This window comes from Actinomadura rayongensis (assembly GCF_009831215.1).
Lineage (GTDB): Bacteria > Actinomycetota > Actinomycetes > Streptosporangiales > Streptosporangiaceae > Spirillospora > Spirillospora rayongensis.
In genome coordinates this window covers 79193-103473 of record NZ_WUTW01000009.1, presented here as the reverse complement: position 1 = coordinate 103473, position 24281 = coordinate 79193, and the positions used below count along the sequence as shown (strand labels likewise).

Genomic DNA, 24281 nt, shown 5'->3' with positions numbered 1-24281 from the left:
GACGGCGTGGCCGTTTGAGGCCACGGGGCGGCACGCTTTTCGGTCGTATCACGACGACTCGCGAGTTCGCTGCGTCGCAGTTCAGCCATGCTGTAGGCTCGCCCGGCCATCGATCGAAACTTCGCGTGTCACGTGCGGAAGAACTCGCTTAGTTGCGTTGCGTAAATGAATGAGACCTTGACTCAATCCGGTTGCGAAGTAGAGTAAAAGGTGACAATGGAGTCGGATGATCTCTCCGATTCCGCATTGGCTGGTGGGGCGATGAACAGGCCGTCCGGCGACCGCGACTCCCAGGCCAACGAGTTCACGGGAGACGTGACCGGGTCGGTCGTCCAGGCCAGGGACGTTCACGGCGGTCTGCACGTGCATCCGGCGGCGACCACGCGGGTCCCTCCCCGGCAGCTCCCCGGCGTCGGCATGGTGGTCGACCGCGACGACGTTCTGGACGCCTTGGACGACGCGTGCGCCGACGCGGCCTGCGTCGTGGTGAGCGGCCCCGCAGGCATCGGGAAGACCGCCGTCGCCCTGCGCTGGGCGCACGATCACGCCCGGGACTTCCCCGACGGTCAGTTGTACGCCGACCTGCGAGGCCATGCCCCGGTCGCCCCGGCGCCGCCGAGCGAGGTGCTCGGCGGGTTCATCCGCGCGCTCGGCGAGCGCCCGGAGACGATCCCGGACGGCCTGGCCGAACGCGCCGCCCTCTACCGCTCGCTGACGGCGGGCCGCCGCCTCCTGGTCGTGCTCGACGACGCCCATTCGGCGGCCCAGGTGACGCCGCTGCTCCCCGGCGCGGCGACGGGCGCGGCGGTGGTGACGAGCCGCTGGCGGCTCGGCGGCCTGATGGCGCGCGGCGCGCGGGCCGTCCAGATCGGGCCGCTGGACCCCGCGGCGGCGACGAAGCTTCTCGTGAGCCGGCTCGGCGCGGACCGGGTGAACGCGGAGGACGGGGTGGCCGCGCGGCTGGCGGAACTCTGCGCCTACTCGCCGCTGGCGCTCAGCGTGGCCACCGCGCGACTCGCCATACGACCGAACTGGACGCTCGAAAGAATGGCCAGTGCGCTGGACGAGGAACGCCGCAGATTGGGGGTGCTGTCCATGCCGGGAACGCCGGACGAGGACGACGCCGTGACCGTGCGCGCTGCACTGGAACTCTCCTATCGGAATCTTCCGGAACCGATCCGGCGTCTCTACCGTGTGCTGGGACTTTATCCGGGCAGAACTTTCGACCGGTACAGCGCCGCCGCGCTCACCGCGCGGCCGGTCGAAACGGTGGCCGAGGAACTGGAACAATTGACCGATGCGAACCTGGTCGATGATTCGCCGGACGCGCACTATCGATTTCACGAACTGACCCGGTTGCACGCTCTGGAGACCGCCGACACGGACGAGCCCGAGCCCGAGCGCGCGGCGGCGATACGGCGGCTGGCCGACTGGGCGGTCGCGGCGACGCTCGCGGCGAGCCGTGCGGCGGCGCCGTACCGAAGGCTCGCCGTCCCGACGGCGGGACCGGGCGTTCCCGAAGCGCCCCGGTTCGAGGCTCCGGCGGACGCGCTCGCCTGGCTGGAGGACGAACTGGTGAATTTGCGGGCGATCGCCCAACGTGCCCATGAAACGGGGCTCCACCGGCAGGCGTGGCTGATCGTCGACGCCGCGTGGCCGCTCTTCCTCCTGCGCGGACACGGTGATCGGCGTCTCGACTTCGACCGGCTCGGGCTCGCGGCGGCGCGTGCGGGCCGCGACCGTACGGCCGAGGCGAAGATGCTCAATCGCACCGGATTGGCGCTCCGCGAACTCGGACGCCTGGACGAGGCCGCCCGGGACTTCGCGAGCGCCTCGGACATCTGGCGGGACCTCGGGAACCGCGCCCGCATGGCGGGAGCGGACCGGCGGCTCGGCTGGGTCGAGCACGACCGGGGCGACCTCGGCGCGGCGCGCACGCGGTTCCGCGCGGCCCTGGCGGCCTATCGCGACCTCGGTGAGGGTCGGCGCGTCGCTCTGACGCTCTGCGATCTCGCCTCCGTTCTCGTTGAGGACGGACAGACCGCCGGTGCGGTCGCCGCACTGCGCGAGGCCGGCACTCTGCTGGAGTCCGAGGCCGACCCGTATAACCGGGCACGCGTGCTCGTCCTGCTCGCGCGAGCTCATCTGGGGGACGCCGACCCGGCGGTCGCACGCGATCTGGCCGACCGGGCGCTCGCCGCCATGCGCGCGATCCCGTCCGCCGTCGGCGAGGCCGACGCGCTGGAGGTGATCGGTGATCTCGAACTGCGCGCGGGCCGGACGGACGCCGCCCGGGACCTGTTCGAGCGCGCGCGCTCGGCCCTGGCCGACGCCGGAGCGCCGACCAGGGCCATCGACCGGAGGCTGGCGGGGCCGACTAACGATCCCAGCGCGTGACGGCCGTCGGGGCAGCCGATGCGCGCTGCATCTCGTCCAGGTCGCCGGCGTCGAGCGTCGCCTCGACCGGAAGCCGGTGCGCGATCTTCCAGCTCGCGTGCACGACCCCTGATCGCAGCGCCGTGACGGGGTCGCCCGTCCGGAGCAGGACGCTCAGGAACGTCGCGAAGAGCGCGTCGCCCGCACCCGACGTGTTGACGGGTCCCCGCCGGGCCACCGTTCTCACCTCGATCAGCCGTCCGTCCCGGAGCCCGAGCACCGCGCCCCGCGCTCCCATGCCGACGCCGAGCAGACGGATCTGCCGACGCCGGGCGAACATCTCCGCGATCCAGGTCCGCGGATCGCCCATGCGCTCGTGACTGCCGAAAACGATCTCGGCGTGTTCGAGCCACGGACGGTCGTAGTCGTCCCCGAGGCCGGCGATGCGATGGACGTCGACGGCGATCGGCACGCCCAGGCCGGCGGCGCGCCCCACCAGAGGGCGGACGAACCGCGCGTTCGTGAGCACCAGCAGGTCGGCGGCGCACGCCTGACCGCGCAGCACGTCGAACGGATACGGGAAGCCGTCCACCGGATCGAGATGGGGCATTCCCATGCGGCGACCGTCGGTGTCCGCGAGGACCAGGCCCGTCGACGAGACGGGGACGTCCACCGTTCCCGGTCCGACGAGCCCGAGCCGATCCAGCTCGGCGCGGATCAGCGTCCCCGCCAGGTCGCGGCCCACCGGGCAGCACAGCCGAACGTCGTCGCCGAGCGCCCGCTGGATCCGCGCAACGTGGGTCGCCGCGCCGGACACGCTGATGCCCATCCATTCCGGTGCCGTGGACGCCGCGTACTCCAGCGGAAACGCTCTGACCCCCACGGACGCGTACAGGCTCGCGACGCCGATCACCGCGATCGCGGCGCTCATGACGCGGCCCTCCGGACCGACGGGCCGTTCTCGTCCCGCACGGTGAACGCGACCCGTCCCATCACCTCCAGAACGCCGCCCGCGTCATCGGAGGGCGGGCGGAGGCGACCCGCGATGATCACCGCCGCGGTCAGACTCTCCAGCGGCAGGCCCGCCGTGGACCACGCGTAGAGGAAGGACCCGCACAGCGGTGACCAGACGACCCCCGTCGCGTGGTCGCCCACCGCGCGGACGATCGGTCGTCCGCGAACGGCCGCGTGACATCGGCCGGCTTCCGCCGTGACGGCGACGGAGCAGCCCGGATAGTCGTCCAGCACGTGGGGAAGGCGCGCGTGAGGCGCCCGATCGTGGAGGAGGACGTCGGCGGTCTCCGGGTCGGCGGGGTCGGGGGTCGAACCGACGCGGACGACCGTGTGCGCGTCCGCGTCGAGCAGCCGGCCGATGTCCGGGCCCGCCGTGCCGCCCTTCGTCGTGAAGGTCGCGAGCCGGGGCGGGCACGGCCCTCCGCACCGGGGGATGAACAGCACTGACAGGATGCCGCCGTCGAGGCCGTCCTTCTCGGCACCGGACCGCGTGAGACGCAGGAACCGGTCGACGCGGTACAGCCGGGTGTAGACCCGGCCGGTGAGTCCTTCGATCATGACGACTCCCTCACGCGATCAGGAACGGCTGCGCGGCGGGCTGCGCGGTGGGCACGGACGCCGGCTGGCGAAGGCGCAGCAGCCGGTACATCAGGCGGCGCATGTTGCGGTTGAACGCCCCGGGCTCGGACGTGATCCGTCCGACCACCTGCGCGTACGCGTCGGGGTGGAAGTCGGCCGCCGCCTGGAGGAGCTGCCGCCGGAGGGTTCCCCGCCCGCTCAGCCGCGGCGCCGCCGCGCCGAGGACGGCGGCGGGCGACCCCGCGCTGACATCGGCGGCGTGGAACGTGCCGAGCAGGACGGGCGCACCGGCCACGGCGCCGTAGACCGTGGCGGAGCCGTGGTCCCCGATGACCCAGTCGGCCGCCGCGAGGACGGCCCGCCAGTCCGCCTCCGGCGGGACGAGGCTCAACCCGCGGCGCAGGTACTCGGCCATCCACGTCCTGATCTGCCAGTGGCCGTAGGTCGACCAGACGGCCGGATGCAGCATGGTCACGATGCGGAACTCGTCCTCCGGCAGCTCGGTGAGCAGCCTGGCCCACAGCGCGGGCCGCCGCGCGAACAGCGAGTGGGGTCCCCATGTGGAGGTGACGACGACGAGCTTGCGACCGTCGCCCGCCCCCAGCGCCACCTGGTAGGACGACCGACGCGCACGGCTGGCGAGCAGCGTGTCGTGGGCCGGGTCGCCGACGACGTCGGCGACCGGAAGGGCCTCCGGGCACGTCCGGGCGAGCGTCGCGCGGTCGTCCTCGTGCGCCAGGGCGATCGCCGACGGGATGAGCGATCCGTCGTGGACCAGCCGCTGCGGGTCCAGCCCGTACACCATGCGGCTGCCCGCCGCCCGGCCCGCCCCGCGCATGACGAGCTTGTTGAAGCCCGCTCCGTGCGGCATGACGATCAACGGCGCGCGCACCTCGTGGGTGCCGCCGTCGCTCGCCGCGATGGCCAGGTCGAACCGGGTGGCCGTCGCCTGGCTCCACGGGATCGTGATGACCCCGAGCCGGGCGAAGAACTCCCCGACCCCCTCCCCGAAGACGTCGGGTCCGCGCGTGAAGACGACCTGGACCCGGAGGTCGTTCTCCAGCAGTTTCGCCGCGTCCATGAGACGTTGCCCCGACGTCACGGTGTGGACGACGAGCAACACGGTCCGCGACGCTTCCCTCGTCGCCAACCGGTCCGCGTCGGGTCCGATCGGGACCCGGCGCCATTCGATCTCTGACATTCTGCTCCTGCCCCCTGTGGTGTGCCGGCCGCGCGTCGTTTCGCGGCACTCCGCCGATAGTCCGCACCGAGCCTTGCGGCGGGCCTTGCGGAAACCCTCACGGAACCGCTTGCGGTCGATGTTCCGTGCGGCCCATACCGGCCAGGGGAGAGAGGGCTTACTCCTGGAAAGAATCACTTGACAATGAGATCATCGGCAGCGTCAAAGAAAGCGGGGTCTATTTCCGCAGGGAGCGCGGATGGAATTCCGCATACTGGGTCCGATGGAACTGTGGGCGTCCGGCGCGAGCCGGCAGCCGGGCTGGGCGAAGGAACGCGGCGTGCTCGCGGTCCTGCTGATGGCGCCGGGACGCCCGGTGGCGGTCGAAAGCCTGATCGAACGGGTCTGGGAACACGATACGGAGACACGGGTGCGCGCGGCTCTGCACACCCAGATCGCCCGGCTGCGTCGCCGTCTCGAAGCGATGGACGACCAGGTCCGGTTGCATTACCGGGCCGGCGCGTACACGTTGGACGCGGACCCCGAGCAGGTCGACTACCACCGCTTCGCGCGGTTGTGCGCGCAGGCGCGTTCCATCGCCGACAGCGGCGACACGGAACACGCCGCCGCGCTGTTGCGCGAGGCGTTGCGGCTTTGGCGCGGCACACCGCTGTCCGGCATCGAAGGCGCGTGGGCCGAGAGAACACGCCGCACCATCGAGGACGAATTGGTGGGTGGGGCGCTGGACCGTTTCAAAATTGAATTGGCGCGCGGTCGCCATGCCCAGGTGATCAACGAGCTCGATCGGCTCGCCGCCCGGTTTCCCCATCACGAGAAGCTCGCCGAGTCGCTCATGCTGGCGCTCTACAGGGACGGCCGTTCCGGTGACGCGCTGCATGTCTTCCACCGGCTTCGCGAACGTCTGGCGGCCGATCTCGGTGCCGTACCGCATCCCGAGACGAGCCGTCTGCACCGCCGTATTCTCGCCGGAGATCCCGGCCTCACGCTCCCTCGGCGCCCGTACGCCGCGCAAGCCCCGAGCAGCCTGCCCCGTGACCTCCACACGTTCACCGGCAGGACGGCGGAACTCACCCGGTTGACCGCGCTCGCCGAGGGCGGCCCGACCGTCACCGTGATCGCGATCGACGGGATGCCGGGGGTGGGGAAGTCCACGCTGGCCGTCCACCTCGCCCACCGCCTGGCCGACCGGTACCCCGACGGCCAGATCTTCCTGCATCTGCGGGCGCACCACGCCGACCACGAACCTCTTGACGGAGGTCTGGCGCTCAAGCATCTCCTCCTCGCCGTCGGAGTCCCCGCGGACGAGATCCCCACCGATGTCGAGGCGCGGGCGGCGCGCTGGCGCGGGGCGGTCGCCGCGCGCCGGATCCTGCTCGTGCTGGACGACGCGCTCGGCAACGACCAGATCCGATTGCTGCTTCCCGGCACCCCCGGCTGCCTCGTCATCGTCACGAGCCGGCGCCGACTCGTCGGCCTGGAAGCCGTGCGGCCGGTCAGCCTCGGCGTCCTGCCGCCGGCGGAGGCGGTCGCGCTGCTCGCCCGGGTCGCCGAGCGCGCTCTCGATCCGGCGGATCCGGCCGTCCGGGCGGTCGTCGGGCTGTGCGGCGGGCTGCCGCTCGCCGTCCAGCTCGTGGGCGGGCGCCTGCTGCACCGGCCCGGCTGGACGGTCGGCGACCTGGCCGAACGGCTGTCCGGCGGTCGCGGCAGGCTCGCCGAGATCCGCGCCGAGAACCGCGATCTCACCGCCGTCTTCGCGTTGTCCTACGAGGGGCTGGACGAACGCCTGCGCGTCGCCTTCCGGCTGCTCGGCCTGCACCCGGGCCTCGACGTCACGGCGGACGACACGGCGGTGCTCCTCGGCACGGACCGGGCGACGGCCGGGGCGATGCTGGAAGAACTCCTCGACTACCACCTCATCGAGGACCCGAGCCGGGGCCGCTACCGCTTTCACGATCTGATCGGTGAGTACGCGAGCCGGCTCGCGGCCCTCGACCCGCCGCCGGACGCCGAGGCCGCGCTCGACCGGCTGACCGACCACTACCTCGCGACCGCAGCGCGCGCGGACGCGTTGCTGTACCCGCGCGGCGACCGTCCCGCGGTCACCGCCGTCTCGCCGTGCCCGCCCTCGTTCGCGGACGCGGACGGCGCGCGCGGCTGGCTCGACGCCGAGTCGGACAACCTCCTTCGCGTCGCGTCCGATGCCGTGGAGCGCGGCCGGGGCGGGCGTGCCGCGGGGCTCGCCGCCGTCCTCGCGCCGCACCTGGAGTCCACCGGCCGGTGGGCGGACGCCGCGCGGCTGCACGAGCGTGCCGCCGCCGTCTGGAGCGACCTCGGGGAACACGGGAGCCGGATCCGCGCTCTCGCCGACCTGAGCAAGATCTACTGGCGTTCGGGCCGGTACGCGGAGGCCCTGCGCCGTGCGCACGAGGGACTGGAGTCCGCCCGGTCGCACGGCGACGGCCGCGCGGTGGCCGGCTTCCTGTTGCAGATCGGGCAGGTGCACTGGCATCTCGCCGAGTTCGACGTGGCGCTCGGATACCTGCAGCAGGCGCTGGCCGGGTTCCGGGAGTGCGCGGATGAGGGCGATGTGGGGGAAGCCCTGAACAATCTGGGCATCGTCCTGTGCCATCTGGGCCGGTACGGCGAGGCGGCGGACCATTTCCGGGCCGCCCTCGACACGCACACCCGCCTGGGCGCGGATGAAGGGCGCCAGATCGCGCTCAACAACATCGGCGACCTCGAGCAGATGCTCGGGAACTATGACGTCGCCCTGGACTTCTACCTTCGGGCGCGTGATGTCAAAGAAATGCGCCGGCAGCACCAGGCCGTCTGGCTGTCGAACGTCGCGACGGTCTACCGCAGGACGGGCCGCGCCGCCGAGGCGATCGGAGAATACCGCAAGGCGCTCGCCATCTATCGGGAGATCGGCGATCTTCGCGGTGAATGTGATTCGCTCAACCACATCGGCACCTGCTTCACCGCGCTGGGACGCGACGGTGAGGCGCTGATCCACCATCAGAAGGCGCTCCAGTCGGCTCGGGAGCTGTCCGAGCGGTACGAGCAGACGCTGGCTCTGCTGGGCATCGGCGAGCTTCATTTGCGCGCCGGCCGGTACGCCGCCGCCCGCGAGCGTTTCGAGGAATCCCTCGCGCTGGCGCGCTCGATCGCCGACGTCCGCCAGGAGGCGTCCGCCCTGGCGGGCATCGGCGAGGTCGTCGCGCGGACCCGGGGCGCCGCGGTGGCCGAGCCCTACCGGCGGCAGGCACTGGAGCTGTTCTCTTCTCTCGGCGTCCGCGAGGCGGATGTTCTCCAGGACCGCCTTCTCAGCCCGGATGACATTCCGGGTGCCTGATCGTCCGCTTTGGCGGACTTGATGCCCTTTTTGACTTCTAGTTCCGAGCGATCTTCGCGTTTGTCGTTCCGTTTTGATCTACGCTCGACCTTCTGGTACGTTCATACCGGCCGATCGGTGGGCATAGTCGATATTTCTGGAAAAGACGGCGAGGAACACACTATCGTGCGGTTGATTTTTGGGTCCGTCATGTTCATGACGGCTGCACTTGGCACGTGGGAAATGTTCTCTCGCTTCGCGGGATGGCACATCGTCTAGCCGTACGTCACGGCACCGGCCGACGGGAAATCCCGTCGGCCTTTTTCATTTCTCGTGCGCCGGATGTCGGATCAAAAAGCGCTTGCCCGGCGGGTGGTGGCGTAGAGGAGGGCGCCGGTGGCTAGGACGGCGGAGCCTGCCAGGACGGACGTGAGGGGGAGGGCGAAGGCGAGGGTGAGGCAGCCGGTCAGGCCCAGGGCGGGGACGAGGCGGGGTGGGCGGTTTTCGGCGGGGGTCAGGGTCCAGGCTGAGGCGTTCGCGATGGCGTAGTAGACGAGGACGGCGAAGGACGAGAAGCCGATCGCGCCGCGTACGTCGGCGGTGGCGGCGGCTAGGGCCGTGATCGTGCCTACGGCGAGTTCGGCGTGGTGGGGGACGGCGAAGCGGGGGTGGACGGCGGCGAGGAAGCTCGGGAGGTGGTGGTCGCGGGCCATCGCGAGGGTTGTGCGTGAGACTCCCAGGATCAGGGCGAGCAGGGAGCCCAAGGCTGCGATGGCGGCGCCGGTGCGGACTACCGGGGCTAGGGCGGGCAGGCCGGCCGCATGGACGGCGTCGGCGAGCGGGGCGGTCGTCGCGGCCAGGCGGTCGCCGCCCAGGACCGACAGTGTCGCGATCGCCACCGCCGTGTACGTCGCCAGCGTGATCGCCAGGGCGATCGGGACGGCGCGCGGGATCGTCCGGGCCGGGTCGCGGACCTCCTCGCCGAGCGTGGCGATCCGGGCGTATCCGGCGAACGCGAAGAACAGCAGGCCCGCTGACCGCAGGATTCCGCCCGGCGAGGTGTCCGTGCCGAAGGAGAGGCGTGCCGCGTCCGCCTCGCCGGACGTCAGCAGTGACACCGTGACGACCGTGAGGACTATCAACACGATCGCGACGATCGCCCTTGTCACCAGCGCCGACTTGTGGACGCCGACGTAGTTCACCGCCGTCAGCGCCAGCGCCGCGCCCGCCGCGACGGCGTGGGCGTGCGCGGGCCACGCGTACGCGCCGACGGTCAGCGCCATCGCCGCGCACGACGCGGTCTTGCCGACGACGAAGCCCCAGCCCGCGAGGTGGCCCCAGAACGGGCCGAGGCGCTCGCGGCCGCAGACGTACGTCCCGCCGGACGCGGGGTAGCGGGCCGCCAGCCGCGCCGACGACGTGGCGTTGCAGTAGGCGACGACCGCCGCGAGCGCCAGCCCGGCGAGCAGCCCCGACCCGGCCGCGCGCGCCGCGGGGCCGAGCGCCGCGAACACGCCCGCGCCGAGCATCGCGCCGAGCCCGACCAGGACGGCGTCGGACACGCCGAGCCGCCGCCGCAGTTCGCCGGGGGCCGAGGTCACGCGGCGACGATAACTCAGCCGAGCGCGGTCATCACGTGCTTCACCCGCGTGTAGTCCTCCAGCGCGTAGACCGACAGGTCCTTGCCATATCCGGACTTCTTGAACCCGCCGTGCGGCATCTCCGCGACCAGCGGGATGTGGCAGTTCACCCACACGCAGCCGAAGTCGAGCCGGGCCGTGCAGCGCATGGCGCGCGCGTGGTCGCGCGTCCACACCGACGACGCCAGCCCGTACTCCACGTCGTTGGCCAGCGCGATCGCCTCGGCCTCGTCGGCGAACGGCTGGACGGTGATGACCGGACCGAACACCTCGTTCTGGACGATCTCGTCGTCCTGCCGCACCCCGGAGACGACCGTCGGCGCGTAGAAGAACCCGCGCTCGCCCACCCGCGCGCCGCCGGTCTCGACGCGGGCGTGCGCGGGCAGCCGGTCCACGAACCCGGCGACCTTGGCCAGGTGCGCGGCGGAGATCAGCGGGCCGTAGAGGATGTCCTCGCCGGGCGCGCCGGTGCGGGTCCGCGCGGCGACCTCGGTGAGCGCGGCGGTGAACTCGTCGTGCGCGCTCCGCTCCACGAGGACGCGGGTCGCGGCCGTGCAGTCCTGCCCGGCGTTGAAGAACCCCGCCTCGGCGATGGCCTCGGCCGCCGCGCCGAGGTCGGCGTCGGCGAACACGACGACGGGCGCCTTGCCGCCGAGTTCGAGGTGGACGCGCCGGACGTCCGCCGCCGCCGTCCCCGCCACCTCGATCCCGGCCCGCACCGAGCCCGTCACCGACGCGATGCCGGGGACGGGATGGGCGACGAGCGCGCGTCCGGTGTCGCGGTCGCCGCACACGACGTTCACGACGCCCGGCGGCAGGTGCTCGGCCATCAGCTCCGCCATGAACACGGTCGTCGCGGGCGTGAGGTCGGCGGGCTTGAGGACGACCGTGTTCCCCGCCGCGAGCGCCGGAGCCCACTTCCACACCGCCATCAGCATCGGGTAGTTCCACGGCGTGACCTGCGCGGCGACGCCGATCGGCTCGCGCCGGACGAACGAGGTGAACCCGTCCATGTACTCGCCCGCCGACCGGCCCTCCAGCGTCCGGGCGGCCCCGGCGAAGAACCGGATCTGGTCGAGCAGCATCGGCAGCTCCTCGGACGCGGTCAGCCCGAGCGGCTTGCCGGTGTTCGCGCTCTCCAGCCGGACGAGGTCGTCGCCCCGCGCCTCCAGGGCGTCCGCGATCCGCAGCAGCGCGAGCTGCCGTTCGCCGGGCGTCGTCCGCGCCCACCCGGCGAAGGCCCGCTCCGCCGCGCGGACGGCCGCGTCCACGTCGGCCGCCGACGACAGCGGCGCGGTCCCGTTCACGGTCCCCGTCACCGGGTCGACCAGGTCCGTGGTGCGGCCGTCGAGCGTGTCGGTGTAGGCGCCGTCCACGAAGTTGCGGACGGTCAGTTTCTGGTTGCTCATGCGCCGGTCCCTCCCGCCAGTTCCGCGGCGATCGCCGCGGCGAACTCGCCGATGTCCTCCGGTGTCGTGTCGAAGCTCGTCATCCAGCGGACCTCGCCCGTCCGCTCGTCCCAGACGTAGAAGCGGAACCGCTTCAGCAGCCGCGCCGTCACGTCCGGCGGCAGCACCGCGAACACGGCGTTCACCTCGGTCCTCTGCGTGATCCGCAGGCCGGGCAGGCCGTCGACGGCGGCGGCGAGCCGCGCGGCCATCGCGTTCGCGTGCGTCGCGCTGCGCAGCCACAGGTCGCCGCCGAGCAGCGACGCGAACTGCGCGGCGGCGAACCGCGACTTGGACGCCAGCTGCATCGACGTCTTGCGCAGATACGGCACGCCGCGCGCCGCCCGGGGGTTCAGGACGACCACCGCCTCACCGAACAGCAGCCCGTTCTTGGTGCCGCCGAACGACAGGACGTCCACGCCGACGTCGGTGGTGAACGCGCTGAACGGCAGGCCGAGCGCAGCGGCGGCGTTCGGCAGCCGCGCGCCGTCCACGTGGACGGTCATGCCGAGCCGGTGCGCATGGTCGCACAGCGCGGCCAGCTCGTCGGCCGTGTAGAGCGTCCCGAGTTCGGTCGGCTGCGCGACGGACACCACGGCCGGACGCGCCCGGTGGACGTCGTCGAACCCGTACGCCTGCCGGTCGATCAGCTCGGGCGTCAGCTTGCCGTCCGGCGTCGCGACGGTCAGCAGCTTCAGTCCGCCGACCCGCTCGGGCGCGCCGCACTCGTCCACGTGGACGTGCGCGGACTCGGCGCAGATCACCGCGTCCCACCGCTCGGTCATGGACTGCAGCGCGACGACGTTCGCGCCCGTGCCGTTGAAGACGAGGTACGTCTCGGCCTCCGGCCCGAAGTGCGTCCGGAAGATCTCGCGGACGGCCTCGGTGTAGACGTCCTCCCCGTAGGCGACCTGGTGCCCGCCGTTCGCGGCGGCGAGCGCGGCCAGCACCTCGGGGTGGACGCCCGCGTAGTTGTCGCTGGCGAACCCGCGCGCGTCCGGGTCGTGGCGGGGGGTCAGGGCGTCAGCCACAGGCGGGCTCCGTTCAGGTCGGCGGCCGGCTCGGACCACAGGGACGCGATCCGCCCGGCGACCGCGTCGACGTGGGTGAGGGAGGTGAACTTCGCGTCCGGGCGGGCGGCGCGCATCGCGTCGGTCAGCAGGCCCCGGACGACGAGGATCGACGCGGCGGCCGGACCGCCCGTCCAGGACTGCGCGACGGCGAGCGTCCACGCCTCGGCGGCGGCCTTGGCGGCGGCGTAGTGCGCGTTGTTCGCGGTCGGCCTCGTGGCCTCGGCGGCGGAGACGATCGCGAGCCGTCCCGCGTCGCTCGCCGTCAGGTGCGGGTGGAAGGCGCGGGTGGTGTGCTGGAGGGTCCGGACGATCCGGTCCGACAGCCACGTCCAGTCGGCGGGGTCCTCGGCGGTGAACGGCGTCCCGCCGCGCCAGCCGCCGACGAGATGGACGAGCCCGTCCACCCGTCCGTGCCGCTCCGCGACGGACGCGGCGAAGCGCGCGGTCGCCGCGTCGTCCAGCAGGTCCACCGCGTGCCGCTCGGCCGGTCCCGCGACGGCGGCCAGCCGGTCCGCGTCGCGCCCGCAGGCGATCACGACGGCGCCCGCGTCCGCCAGCGCCTGGCACACGGCCGGGCCCGCGGCGCCGGCCGCGCCCGCGACGACCACGACCCGTCCGGCCGTCATCCGGTGATCCCGGACGTCGCGGCGACCACGTCGCGCAGCCTGCGCTGCAGCGCCTCGTAGAAGGTGTTGAGCGGGAACTCGTCGGGCAGCACCGCGTCGACGAGGCCGCGCGGTGGACCGTCCATCGGCAGCGCCGCCGGTCCCTTCGCCCAGGTGGACGCGGGGTTCGGCGCCACGTACGACGCGACCAGCTCGTGCGCCGACAGCCAGTGCGCGACGCGCGAGCGGTCGATGCCGTCGTGGTAGAGCCGTTCGATGGCGGCGCAGAGGTCGAGGACGGCCCCGGACACCGCCCGCCAGTCGATGCGGAGCACGTTGTCGGTCCAGCGCAGGACGCCCGCGCGGTGCAGATGGGCGAACAGGAGCTGGCCGCCGAGCCCGTCGTAGTTCTTGACGCGCCCGCCGGTGATGGGGAAGCGGAACAGCCGGTCGAAGAGGATCGCGTAGCGCACGAGACGACCGTACGGAACTCCGGCGTCCTCCAGCGCGACGGCCTCGCGGTAGGCGTTCAGGTCGCAGCGCAGCTCCTCCAGCGCGTACATCCAGTACGGCATCCGCTGCTTGACCATGAACGGGTCGAACGGGAGGTCGCCGCGGGTGTGGGTCCGGTCGTGGACGAGGTCCCAGAGGACGAACGCGTCCTGCGCGAGGCGCTGGTCGTCCAGCAGCCGGGCGGCGTCGGGCGGGACGGCGAGCCGCAGCGTGTCGACGGCGGCGCGGCCGACGGCCCGGAAGCGCGCGGCCTCGCGGTCGCAGAAGATGCCGCCCCAGGTGAAGCGCGGCACCTCGCGCACGGCGACCGTCTCGGGGAACAGGACGGCCGAGTTGGTGTCGTAGCCCGCCGTGAAGTCCACGAACGAGATCGGGACGAACATCGGGTTGTCGTACTTCGCCGCCTCCAGCTCGGCGAGCCAGCCCGGCCAGACCGCCCGGACGATCAGCGCCTCCAGCCTGCGGTCCGGGCTGCCGTTCTGCGTGTACATCGGAAAGACGACGAGGTGCTCGCGGCCGTCCGCGCGGTCCCGCTCGGGGTGGAACTCGACCAGCGCGTCCAGGAAGTCGGGGACGCCGAAGCCCTCGGCGGCCCAGCGGCGCAGGTCGCCGACCAGCGCGGTCAGGTACCGCTCGTCGTGCGGGAAGCCGGGCGCCAGCTCCTCGACGGCCGCGACGATCCGGTCCACGAGCGCGGTCGCGTCGCCAACGACCGAGCCGTCCGGCCCCTGGAGTTCGCGGAGCGCCGTCACCGCTTCCTTCAGCTCCGGCCAGGCCGGACGGTCCAGGGCGCCCGTCGTCGTCACCGGCGCAACGGCCCGGCCGCCCGCCGCCCACGCGACCGTGTTCGCCCAGAGCGTCCGGTGGCCGAGGTCGTCGATGGAGTCGTCGCCGAACAGGTCGGAGTCGGCGAAGACGGCGATCCGGCCGCGTCCGGCCTCGACCGCGACGGCCAGCGCGGCGCCGGGGACGCTCGCGGTCGCGGCCGTCCGGCACAGCACGCGCGCGTCGTCCGGGACGGCGTCGATCGTCGCGGCGCGGTAGAAGCACACGTCGGCGACGCCCGCGAGCACGTCCGCGCCGGGGCGCGGCCCGTCGAGGTCGGCGCGGACCCAGGTCGCGACGCCCCGCAGGTTGCGCACCGGATCCTGGACGGTCGTGTTCGCGATGTGGACGCCGAACCGTCCGAGCAGCTCGTTGAGGTTGTTGCCGTACTTGTCCTGTTCGCACTCGCCGAGGACGACCAGGCCGCCGCCCGCGCGCACGAACCGCTCGACCGCGTCCAGCTCGTCCGGCGACAGCTTGGGGGAGCCGCCCGGAACGGTCCGCTCCCAGACCGGGTCGGACGGGTGGGCGAGGACGAGCACGTCGCACCGCTCCAGCACGCCGCCCGTCAGCGGCCCGGCCGGGTGCGCGGCGACGGCGCAGCCCCGGCGGCGCAGGTCGGCGGCGGCCTCGACGTACCCGGAGTCGCGGGGGTGCGCGGGGTTCATCCGCGCGACGACGTCGGGCCGGATGCTCCACGCCTGGCCGTGCGCCTCGTCCACGAGCACACGGGGGAACGGGGGATGGGCCATGCTCCTGCCTCCTTCGCGTCCCGCGCGGACCGCCGGGGGACGGCGCGCAGGACCGACGCCGCTCACGCTACCGAAGAATTTTTCGCAGTCAAGGCGACCTGGAGGTAATCCTTTTGTTATCCGGCCACATGACAGCGGATGTTGCCGACAGTTGTTCCGTCCCGGGAACGACGAACGGCCCACCGCCGCGCGGGCGATGGGCCGTGGGCGCCGAGAACCTACTTGAGGAGCTGGCGGGACAGGACGATGCGCTGGATCTGGTTGGTGCCCTCGTAGATCTGGGTGATCTTGGCGTCGCGCATCATGCGCTCCAGCGGGAAGTCGCGCGTGTAGCCGTAGCCGCCGAGGAGCTGGACGGCGTCGGTCGTGATCTCCATGGCCGCGTCCGAGGCGAAGCACTTGGCGGCGGCGCCGAAGCCGGTGAGGTCGGCGTCGCCGCGCTCGGAGCGCGCCGCCGCCGCGTAGGTGAGCTGGCGGGCCGCCTCCAGCTTCATCCCCATGTCGGCCAGCATGAACTGGACGCCCTGGAAGTCGGCGATCGGCCGGCCGAACTGGTGGCGCTGGCGCACGTAGTCGACGGCGTGGTCGAGCGCGCCCTGCGCGATGCCGATCGCCTGCGCGGCGATCGTGACGCGCGTGTGGTCCAGCGTGCGCATCGCGGTCGCGAACCCGGTGCCCTCGGCGCCGATGATCCGGTCGGCCGGGATGCGGACGTGGTCCAGGTTGACGGTCCGGGTGGGGGAGCCCTTGATCCCGAGCTTGCGCTCCTTCGGCCCGAACGACACGCCCGGGTCGGACTTCTCGACCACGAACGCCGAGATGCCCCGGCTGCGCTTCTCCGGGTCCGTCACGGCCATGACCGTGTAGAACTCCGAGACGCCCGCGTTGGTGATCCAGCACTTCACGCCGTTCAGCACCCAGTGGTCGCCGTCGCGGACGGCGCGGGTCTTCATCGAGGCCGCGTCCGAGCCCGCCTCCGGCTCCGACAGGCAGTAGGAGAACATGCCCTCGTTGCGGGCGAGCGCGCCGAGGTAGCGGCGCTTCAGCTCCTCCGAGCCGGACAGGATCACGGGCATCGAGCCGAGCTTGTTCACGGCCGGGATCAGCGAGGACGAGCCGCAGACCCGCGCGACCTCCTCGATGACGATCACGGTGGCGAGCGCGTCCGCGCCGACGCCGCCGTACTCCTCGGCGACGTGGACGGCGTGCAGGTCGTTGGCCGCCAGCGCGTCGAACGCCTCCTGCGGGAACCGGGCCTCCTCGTCCACGGCGGCGGCGTGCGGCGCGATCTCCTTCTCCGCGAGCGAGCGCACGGTCGAGCGGAGCAGTTCGTGCGATTCGGGCACCTGGAACAGGTCGAAGTCCTGGGACATGGGGGTCTCCACCTCGCTATGGCACTGAGTTCCCCTCAATATGGCACTCGGTGCCATCCGATGTCCAGGGCGTGTTAGGGTCCCGGGCATGTCCGGAACGGCACCGAGAACCCGTCCCGCCGCGACGCGGGACGCGCTGGTGGAGGCGGCCTTCGCCCTCTTCCTGGAGCAGGGCTTCGAGCGGACGACCGTGGACGAGATCGCCGCCCGCGCCGGGATCGGCCGCCGGTCGTTCTTCCGCTACTTCCCGTCCAAGGAGGACGTGGTCTTCCCCGACCACGAGCGCAGCCTGGACGACCTGCGCGCCGCCCTCGACGAGCCCGGCGCCGAGCCCGGCGAAGAGGACCCGGTGGCCCGCGCCTGCGCCGCCACGCTCGTCGTCGCCCGGATGTACGCCGCCCAGCCGGACCGCTCGCTGCTGCGCTACCGGCTCACCCGGCAGGTGCCCGCGCTGCGGTCCCGGGAGCTGACCGTCGTCGGCCGCTACGAACGCGCGCTCGCCGAGTACCTGCGGCGGAGCTTCGGCGGACGGCCGGACGGGCGGCTGCGTGCGGACGTCGTCGCCGCGTCCGCCGTCGCCGCGCACAACAACGCGCTGCGCTCCTGGCTGCGCGCGGGCGCGACCGGGGACGCGGTGGCCGAGGTGGACCGGGCGCTGGACCTCGTCCGGACGGCCTGGGGCACCGGGCAGGGCGCCGGGCAGGCCCCCGAGCAGGACTACGTCGTGCTGGTAGCGCGGCGCGGCGCCCCGCTGCCGCGCGTCGTCCGGGACCTGGAGGCGGTGCTCGGCGAGCGCGAGTGACGCCGGGGTCATCCGACGGTCAGAAGACGGCCTGAGTCGGCCGCCCGGGGTGTCATTTGTCGTTATGTCGGAAATGCTGCCCTCAAACGGTCAGCGAACCGACCCGGGAGACCGCCATGACGACCATCGGCACCTGGAATCTGGAGAACCTGTTCCGGCCGGGCGGTGACTTCGGGCCGTCCGACGAGGCCGCCTACAAAGCGAAGATCAAGGACCTGGCCGCGACGATCACCGCGTCCGGCGTGGACGCGCTGGCCGTCGAGGAGGTCGGCGACCCCGACGCGCTCGCCGACGTCGCCGACCGCCTGGACGGGGACTGGCACCACGTGACGTCCGCCGGCTTCGAGCCCGCGCACCCGATCCGCGTCGGCTTCCTGTCCCGGCTGCCGCTGGAGGTCGTCGCCGACCGCTCCGCGTTCCCCGACGAGCTGGCCCCGATCCAGGCCGGCGACGACGGGACGGCCGCGCACAAGACCGGACGCGGCGTCCTCGCGGTCCGGATCACCGAGCGGGACGGTCGCGAGATCACCGCCGTCGCCGCGCACCTCAAGAGCAAGCTGCTGTCGTTCCCGGCCGGTCCGGACGGGCGTCCGCGCTTCCAGCCCCGCGACGAGGGCGAGCGCGCCCGCGTCGCCGCCTACGCCCTCTACCGGCGCGCCGCCGAGGCGGTGACCGTCCGCGCGCTCGCCGACGAGCTGCTGGCCGGGCAGGGCAAGACGCGCCAGGTCATGGTGATGGGCGACCTCAACGACGGCGTCGAGGCGGCCACCACGCAGATCCTGCTCGGCCCGCCCGGCTCCGAACTCGGCACGCCCGGCGCCGACCACCCCGACCAGGGCGACCGGCACCGGCTGTGGAACCTCGCGCCGCGCATCCCCGAGGCGGAGCGGTTCAGCCGCGTCTTCCACGGCCGGGGCGAGCTGATCGACCACATCCTCGTGTCGCACGCGCTGCTCGGCCGCGCGACCGACGTCCACACGTGCCGCCCGCCGAACGCCCCGAAGCTCCCGTCGGTGACCGACGACCCGGCCGCGCGGCGCAACGAGCCCGCGTCCGACCACGCGATGGTCTTCACGCGCCTCGCCGACTGACGGTTCCTGGAATACTGCCGGGATCGTGGACGAACCGGTAGACGTCGCCTGGCTGGTCGGACGCGTGCTGCGTCCGGGCCGCTCGTCCGGCGCGCCCCTCGCCGACGACCCGCGCCGCCGGTTCCGCGCGACGGAACTCGTGGCGTGCCGCACGTGCCGGGGCTCGGGCGCCGTCGGCGGCTACACCGGCGACGACCCTCCCGAATGGGAGGAAGAGGCGTGGACCTGCACCGACTGCGGCACCTACGGCCGCGTCCCGGCGGACACCCCGCTCCTGGACCGGCCGCCCGTCCCCGGCCCGTTCGAGGCCGACCCCGACGGCGTGCGGCAGGCCGAAGAAGCGACCCGGACGGCGGTCCGGCGGCTCGCGCCGTGGGGCGTCCCGGCGGTGGACCGCGTCGTGTGGCGCGTCGGCGGCCCGCTGCTCCGGCCCGTCAAGGCGACCCTGCCGCACCCGCGCGCCGAGGTCCTGCGCCGCCTGCTGTTCCGTGAGTGGAGCGACGAGCTGGGCCGCATCCCGCACCACTACGTCCCGCTGGACGGCCTGACGAGCCTGTTCGCCACCCGCGCCGCCTGGCACGCCCGGCTCGACCGCGCCTGGCGCCGCGCGGCGGACCGGGCGCTGACCGTCCCGGCGTCGGTGGACCGGCCGGACGCGACCGGACGCAGCATGGCCGACCTCCCCAACCCGTTCGCCCCGCTCATCGGGATCTGGGCCGCCGGGTACGCGTTCGCCGACGCCACCGACGACGCCATCCACCTCGTCGCGCCCGAGCCCGCCTAGCCGGTCAGGACACGGCCAGATGGACGCCGCGGTGGCGCGGCGTCTCGGCCTCGTCGAGCAGGACGAGCGCGAAGTCCGCGTAGGAGATCCGGGCCGCCGGGTCGCCGTGCGCGCGGATCCCGTACCGGCCGGTGCGCGGCCCGCCGTGGTCGAAGTCGCCGGCCGGGCTGACGTACACCCAGTCCAGCGCGGCGTCCCGCAGGACGTCGAGTCCGGCGGCGTGGCCCAGGCAGAACGGGCGGAACTCGGCGGGGAACCCGGGCAGGTCCAGCAGGCGCGTCCCGTCCGCGTCCGGCAGCAGCGACGCGAGCCCGACCGCGACCAGCCGCCCCACCCCGGCCTTCGGCAGCCCCCGGACGAGCGCGTGCGCGGCGTCGGCGAAGAACGTGTCCGGCTCCAGCACCGCCGCCGCGTTGATCGCCGCGTCGTGCCCGGCCGCGAGCGCCGCGACGGCCGCCGCGTCGGTGACGTCCCCGGCGGCGACCCGCACGCCGTCGCCGGACGGGCCGGCGTAGCGGGACGGGTCGCGGACCACCGCCGTGACGCGATGCCCGCGCCGCCGCGCCTCGGCCACGGCCGTCCGCCCGGCGCGGCCCCCGGCCCCGAAGATCACGAAGTCGCCCATGATCGGAATACCTCCCGGTGTCTCGATGCTCACCGGAAGGTAGCCGCGCGGGCGGTTACCTCCCGGATACCGAGAAGACGCCCATGACGCCGCTGCCCCCCGACCTGTTCGACGAACTCTGCCCGTCCTCGCTGCTGCCGTTCCGGTTCGGCGACAAGTGGGCGGCGCTGGTGCTGCGGTGCTTGGAGGACGGTCCGCGCCGCTACTCCGAACTGCGCGTGCCGCTCCGCCGCGTCACGCCGAAGGTGCTCACGCAGTCGCTGCGCGGGCTGGAGCGGGACGGGTTCGTCGCGCGCACCGTCCGCCCCGGCCCGCCCCGGAGCGTCGAGTACGCGCTGACGCCGCTCGGCCGCAGCCTGCTGGGGCCGCTGTACGCGGCGTGCGCGTGGGCGGCCGAGCACTGGGACGAACTGCTCGACGCGCGCGACCCCGCCTGACGGCCGTCAGTCGGCGACGGCGCGGACGATCCGGCCGCCGAACAGGTCAGGGAGCGCCGCGTCCAGGCCGTAGCGCTCCAGGCAGGCGGTCCAGGCCAGGTCCTCGATCGCGTCGAAGCCCGCGTCGGCCAGGTCGCGCGCCAGCTTCTCGGGCGTGAAGTACGAGCGCCACGGCTCGCCCGCCTTCGCCATCGCGGCGGCGAGCGCGGCGAGGACGGCGCGGCGCTCGGCGGGCAGCTCCGCGGGCGGCAGGTTGTAGTCGAAGACGATCTCCGTCCGCGCGTCCAGGCCCGCGACGAACCGCAGCGTCGCGAGGATCGCGCTCCGCGTCAGATAGGGGACGACGCCGAGCCACGCGAAGAACGCCGGCGCGCCGGGCGTGAACCCCGCGTCGGCCAGGGCGGCGCCGAGCGTCCCGGCGGCGAAGTCGACCGGGACGTGGACGACGGTCTCCGGCACGGGGATCCCCGCGTCCGCCAGCCGCTTGCGCTTCCACGCCTGCGTGTCGGGATGGTCGACCTCGAACACGCGCAGGCCAGGGTGCGGGTTGCGGTGGGCGAACGTGTCGAGGCCCGCGCCGAGCAGCACGGCCTGCCGCGTCCCGGCGGCGACGGCGGCGGCGAGCGCGTCCTCGGCGATCCGGTGCCGCAGCGCCATGAACAGGCGGACCTCGCGCGGCATGGCGCGTCCCGGCGCGGCGGCCGGGGCGACGCGGACGGCGAGGGGGTCGGGGAAGACCGGCGGGGCGTCCGCCGTCTGGTGGACGGCGCGCGCGTGCGCGGCGCTCATCGCGGTGCGGCTCGGCTGGCCCGGTTCCATGAGGTCTCCTGTCGGGTTCAGGCGGTCAGCCGGAGCCGCCGCGCGCAACTGATCAGCTCGGCGCGCCGGCTCACCCCGAGCTTGACCTTGATCGACGCGCGCTGCGCCTCGATCGTCCGGACGCTGAGGTGCAGTTCCCCGGCGATCTGCTGGTTGGTGAGGCCGTCGGCGATGAGCGCGAGGACGGCGCGCTCCCGGCCGCTGAGCGCCCCGTCGAGCCGCGTCTCCCGCGCGACCAGCGCGGCGCCGAGCGACGGGTCGAGGTACCGGCCGCCCGCCGCCAGCGCGTCCGCCGCCGTGACCAGTTCCCCGGCGGCGGCCTCCTTGCGGAGGAACCCGTGGGCGCCCGCCGCGAGCGCGTCGCGCGCGGACGCGGCGTCGTTGTGCATGGTCAGGATCAGCACCCGCGTGTCCGGCGACACCGTCCGGACGCGCGGCAGCACGCCCAGGCTGGACACCCCGGCGAAGCTCAGGTCGAGGAGCAGCAGCGCGGGCCGGTGCCGGCCGGCGAGCGCGACCGTCTGTTCCAGGTCGGCCGCCTCGCCGACGACGTCGTAGCGGTCATCGGCGAGCAGCGAGCGGATCCCGCACCGCACGACGGGATGGTCGTCGGCGATGAGGATCGTCGGACGTCGCATCGGATCTCCTCTCCGGAGCGGCAGGCAGGACGAGCGTGACGAGCGTCCCCGGACGGCCGGGCGCGACGGCGAGCGCGCCGCCCGCCGCCCGCGCCTGCGCGTCCATCGCCGTCAGGCCGAGGCCGCGCGGCACGGCGGCCGGGTCGAAGCCGCGGCCGTCGTCGCGGACCCGGCAGACGAGCCGGCCGCGCCGCTCGGCGAGGGCGACCCGGACGGTCCGGGCGCCGCTGTGCTTGGCCGCGTTGTGCAGGGCCTCGTGGACGATCCGGTACGCGGCCAGGTCGCGCGGCGTCCACCCGGCCCGGGGACGCGTCCGGTCGTCCAGCTCGGCGCGGATGCCGGTGGCGCGGGCGACGCGCGCCACGTCCGCCGCGACCGCGCGCGCCAGCCCCGGTTCGGCCGGGTCGGGACGCTCCGCCGCGGTCAGGGCCGCCCGCAGGCCCGCGATCTCCCGGTCCAGCAGCTCCCGCAGGTCCGTGCCGAGGTCGCGGGGGAGCGGCCCCGGCGCGGCGAGCGCCCGGTCGATCCGGATGCGGGCGACGGCGAGGCTCTGCAGGACCTCGTCGTGCAGGTGGCGCTCCAGCCAGCCCATCACGCCGCCGGGAACCGCGCTGAGAAGAGGCAGACCGCGCCCTTCACCCGCAGGTCCACCTCGCCGAACCGGGAGGCCAGCTCGCGGGCGAGGTCGTCGAGGCGGTCGTCGGCGTTGTTGAACACGTCGCTGCGGTTGAGCTTGCCCAGCAGCTTCGCGGACGCCTTCGTGTGGTGCGGCCCCGCCCCGAGGACGGTGCTGCCGAACACGCGGGCGCCGGGCGCGAGATGCGGGACGACGTGGTCGAACACGACGGCCTTCTGCGCGACGGTGCCCGGCAGGCAGTGCAGCAGGAAGTTCATCCCGACCGAGTCGAACCGCGCGGCGCCGAGGTCCAGCGGACGGTACACGTCGCGGGCGTGCGTCGCGGGCCGGTAGCGGCGGATCCGCCGGGCGGCGGTGGCGAGCGGGGTCTCGTTGAGGTCGATCAGCGTGACGTCGGGGTTCTTCACCGGGAACCGGCACCGGTCCAGGAACCACCCGGTGCCGGGGCCGATGTCGAGGTGGCGGGCGCCGACCTGCGCGTCGTAGTGCTTCAGCATCGTCCGCCGCGAGCACCGCCACATCCACCGGCTGACGAAGCCGAGCACGATCCAGTCGTAGGCGGCGAGCATCGGGCGCTTGTAGGACTCGGCGGCGGCGCGGACGCGCTCGTCGGCCGGTATCGAGATCCGCGCTTCGTTCGCTTCCATGTCGGCTCCTCGTCAGTCGCGGGTCGCGGTGACGAACTCGCCGCCGGGCAGCCGGACGTCGGGACGGCCGTAGCCGCGGCCGACCTCCGCCCGGTCGTCGGCGCGGGTCGTCCAGCCGGCGCCGGCCAGCCAGTCCCGTCCGGTCGGGCCGAGACCGCCCTTGAAGTGCGCGCCGATCCTCCCGGCGCCGGGCAGCGACAGCGCGCGGGCCGTGGACGCCGCGACGGTCGCCGCCTGCCGGCCCTTGCCGGTGTGCTCGAACGTCAGCCTGCTGCCGGGCGCGGAGCGGTCGCCGACGACGGTGAGCAGGTGCCGCGCCTCGCCGACCGACAGGTACGGCAGGACGCCCTCGGCCACCCACGCCGTCGGGACGGACGGGTCGAACCCGGTCGCGTCCAGCCGCGCGGCCCAGTCGTCGCGCAGGTCGGCCTCGATGATCGTCCGGGGGCAGGCGGGCGTCGCGACCTCCCCGGCGAGCACGCGCTCCTTGAACGCGAACACCGGCGCGGTGTCCACCTCGAACACGCGGACCCCGGCGCGCCACGGCAGCCGGAACGCGCGCGTGTCCAGCCCGGCGCCGAGCAGGACGACCTGCCCGCACGCGCCCGCCGTCGCGGCGGCGAGGTAGTCGTCGATGAAGCGGGTCCGGACGACGCCGCGCGAGTAGAACAGGTCGACCCACGCGACGAGCGAGTCCCACTGGTTCTCCTCGCCGGGGACGTCCAGCCACTCCCGGGCCGCCGCCACGAACGCGGCGGCGTACGGGTCGCGGAACAGCGGGGTCTCGCGGGCGGTCTCCTGCGCGCGGGCCATGGCCACCGCGACGGAGGTGACGCCGACGCCGGCGGGCGGTTTGGTGGCAACGGATGCTGCGTCCATTCGCGTCCCTTCACGCGGCGCGCCGCCCGGGCGGTCGCCCGGCGGCGCGCGGAAAGGTTTCTCGGAATATGCGGCGGCGCCGCGAAATTGCGGCGGGCGCCGCGCGGATCGTCGTGGATTCGGTGGCCGTAAGGCGCACCCGGCACCGCAGTCAGCGAAGCACGGGCCGGACGGCGCTGTCAATGAATGGCG

21 protein-coding genes are annotated in these 24281 nt (G+C 73.6%); 6 read left to right on the top strand and 15 right to left on the bottom strand.

Translation table 11 applies throughout. The features are described from left to right. Positions 1-261 precede the first annotated feature (261 nt). Positions 262-2397, top strand: coding sequence for an ATP-binding protein (locus GQ466_RS28200; RefSeq protein ID WP_161106097.1), 2136 nt, complete (start codon positions 262-264; stop codon positions 2395-2397). Here GQ466_RS28200 and GQ466_RS28195 read toward each other — a convergent pair. Genes GQ466_RS28195 through GQ466_RS28185 form a run of 3 tightly spaced genes read right to left on the bottom strand, consistent with a single transcriptional unit; the run spans position 2378 to position 5170 of the window. Further along, complete coding sequence (locus GQ466_RS28195) at positions 2378-3307, bottom strand: carbohydrate kinase family protein (protein WP_161106096.1); 930 nt, start codon at positions 3305-3307, stop codon at positions 2378-2380. The two genes, GQ466_RS28200 and GQ466_RS28195, sit on opposite strands and share 20 nt — an antisense overlap. Beyond that, a complete protein-coding gene (locus GQ466_RS28190; protein WP_161106095.1) occupies positions 3304-3948 on the bottom strand; it encodes a hypothetical protein in 645 nt (214 codons plus the stop codon). Before GQ466_RS28190 ends, GQ466_RS28195 begins: the two co-directional genes overlap by 4 nt. A gap of 10 nt (positions 3949-3958) precedes the next feature. Beyond that, a complete protein-coding gene (locus GQ466_RS28185; protein WP_202421247.1) occupies positions 3959-5170 on the bottom strand; it encodes a hypothetical protein in 1212 nt (403 codons plus the stop codon). Between the two features lie 238 nt (positions 5171-5408). Here GQ466_RS28185 and GQ466_RS28180 point away from each other — a divergent pair, with 238 nt between their 5' ends. After that, positions 5409-8522, top strand: coding sequence for an AfsR/SARP family transcriptional regulator (locus GQ466_RS28180; protein ID WP_161106094.1), 3114 nt, complete (start codon positions 5409-5411; stop codon positions 8520-8522). A 329-nt stretch (positions 8523-8851) separates the two neighbouring features. Here the strand turns inward: GQ466_RS28180 and GQ466_RS28175 are convergent, their stop codons facing one another. From GQ466_RS28175 to GQ466_RS28150, 6 genes are all read right to left on the bottom strand, one after another. Then, positions 8852-10102, bottom strand: coding sequence for an APC family permease (locus GQ466_RS28175; RefSeq protein ID WP_337193655.1), 1251 nt, complete (start codon positions 10100-10102; stop codon positions 8852-8854). A gap of 14 nt (positions 10103-10116) precedes the next feature. Next, positions 10117-11550, bottom strand: a complete 1434-nt coding sequence (locus tag GQ466_RS28170; protein ID WP_161106093.1) for a gamma-aminobutyraldehyde dehydrogenase — start codon at positions 11548-11550, stop codon at positions 10117-10119. Next, positions 11547-12620: a beta-eliminating lyase-related protein gene (locus GQ466_RS28165; RefSeq protein ID WP_161106092.1), complete on the bottom strand. Its 1074-nt coding sequence runs from the start codon at positions 12618-12620 to the stop codon at positions 11547-11549. Before GQ466_RS28165 ends, GQ466_RS28170 begins: the two co-directional genes overlap by 4 nt. Next, a complete protein-coding gene (locus tag GQ466_RS28160) occupies positions 12605-13288 on the bottom strand; it encodes an SDR family NAD(P)-dependent oxidoreductase (RefSeq protein ID WP_161106091.1) in 684 nt (227 codons plus the stop codon). Before GQ466_RS28160 ends, GQ466_RS28165 begins: the two co-directional genes overlap by 16 nt. Continuing rightward, positions 13285-15357 carry a DUF6421 family protein gene (locus GQ466_RS28155; RefSeq protein WP_161106090.1) on the bottom strand — a complete coding sequence of 691 codons (2073 nt, stop codon included), beginning with the start codon at positions 15355-15357 and terminating at the stop codon, positions 13285-13287. The genes GQ466_RS28160 and GQ466_RS28155 overlap by 4 nt, the downstream gene beginning before the upstream one ends. Before the next feature lie 218 nt (positions 15358-15575). Further along, positions 15576-16730 (bottom strand): acyl-CoA dehydrogenase, encoded by a 1155-nt coding sequence (locus tag GQ466_RS28150; RefSeq protein WP_161106089.1) that lies wholly within the window; start codon positions 16728-16730, stop codon positions 15576-15578. 88 nt (positions 16731-16818) lie between these two features. Between GQ466_RS28150 and GQ466_RS28145 the strand changes: the two genes are divergently transcribed. From GQ466_RS28145 to GQ466_RS28135, 3 genes are all read left to right on the top strand, one after another. Continuing rightward, the gene (locus GQ466_RS28145; RefSeq protein WP_161106088.1) at positions 16819-17532 is read left to right on the top strand and encodes a TetR family transcriptional regulator; all 714 of its coding nucleotides are present in this window, start codon (positions 16819-16821) and stop codon (positions 17530-17532) included. 116 nt (positions 17533-17648) lie between these two features. After that, positions 17649-18623 (top strand): endonuclease/exonuclease/phosphatase family protein, encoded by a 975-nt coding sequence (locus GQ466_RS28140; RefSeq protein ID WP_161106087.1) that lies wholly within the window; start codon positions 17649-17651, stop codon positions 18621-18623. A 25-nt stretch (positions 18624-18648) separates the two neighbouring features. Next, a complete protein-coding gene (locus GQ466_RS28135; RefSeq protein ID WP_161106086.1) occupies positions 18649-19407 on the top strand; it encodes a hypothetical protein in 759 nt (252 codons plus the stop codon). A 4-nt stretch (positions 19408-19411) separates the two neighbouring features. Here GQ466_RS28135 and GQ466_RS28130 read toward each other — a convergent pair whose 3' ends face one another. Then, a complete protein-coding gene (locus GQ466_RS28130) occupies positions 19412-20032 on the bottom strand; it encodes an NAD(P)-dependent oxidoreductase (RefSeq protein ID WP_161106085.1) in 621 nt (206 codons plus the stop codon). A gap of 83 nt (positions 20033-20115) precedes the next feature. Between GQ466_RS28130 and GQ466_RS28125 the strand changes: the two genes are divergently transcribed. Further along, positions 20116-20469, top strand: a complete 354-nt coding sequence (locus tag GQ466_RS28125; RefSeq protein ID WP_161106084.1) for a winged helix-turn-helix transcriptional regulator — start codon at positions 20116-20118, stop codon at positions 20467-20469. Positions 20470-20475: 6 nt separating this feature from the next. Here the strand turns inward: GQ466_RS28125 and GQ466_RS28120 are convergent, their stop codons facing one another. The 5 genes from GQ466_RS28120 to GQ466_RS28100 are packed head-to-tail and all read right to left on the bottom strand — an operon-like array spanning position 20476 to position 24089. After that, on the bottom strand, positions 20476-21288 hold the full coding sequence (locus GQ466_RS28120) for a class I SAM-dependent methyltransferase (RefSeq protein WP_161106083.1): 813 nt from the start codon (positions 21286-21288) through the stop codon (positions 20476-20478). Positions 21289-21305: 17 nt separating this feature from the next. After that, positions 21306-21926 carry a response regulator gene (locus tag GQ466_RS28115; protein ID WP_161106082.1) on the bottom strand — a complete coding sequence of 207 codons (621 nt, stop codon included), beginning with the start codon at positions 21924-21926 and terminating at the stop codon, positions 21306-21308. Continuing rightward, on the bottom strand, positions 21850-22518 hold the full coding sequence (locus tag GQ466_RS28110) for a sensor histidine kinase (RefSeq protein WP_237418461.1): 669 nt from the start codon (positions 22516-22518) through the stop codon (positions 21850-21852). Before GQ466_RS28110 ends, GQ466_RS28115 begins: the two co-directional genes overlap by 77 nt. Next, positions 22518-23210, bottom strand: coding sequence for a class I SAM-dependent methyltransferase (locus tag GQ466_RS28105; protein ID WP_202421246.1), 693 nt, complete (start codon positions 23208-23210; stop codon positions 22518-22520). The genes GQ466_RS28110 and GQ466_RS28105 overlap by 1 nt, the downstream gene beginning before the upstream one ends. 12 nt (positions 23211-23222) lie before the next feature. Further along, on the bottom strand, positions 23223-24089 hold the full coding sequence (locus GQ466_RS28100) for an SAM-dependent methyltransferase (protein WP_161106080.1): 867 nt from the start codon (positions 24087-24089) through the stop codon (positions 23223-23225). Positions 24090-24281: the final 192 nt, after the last annotated feature.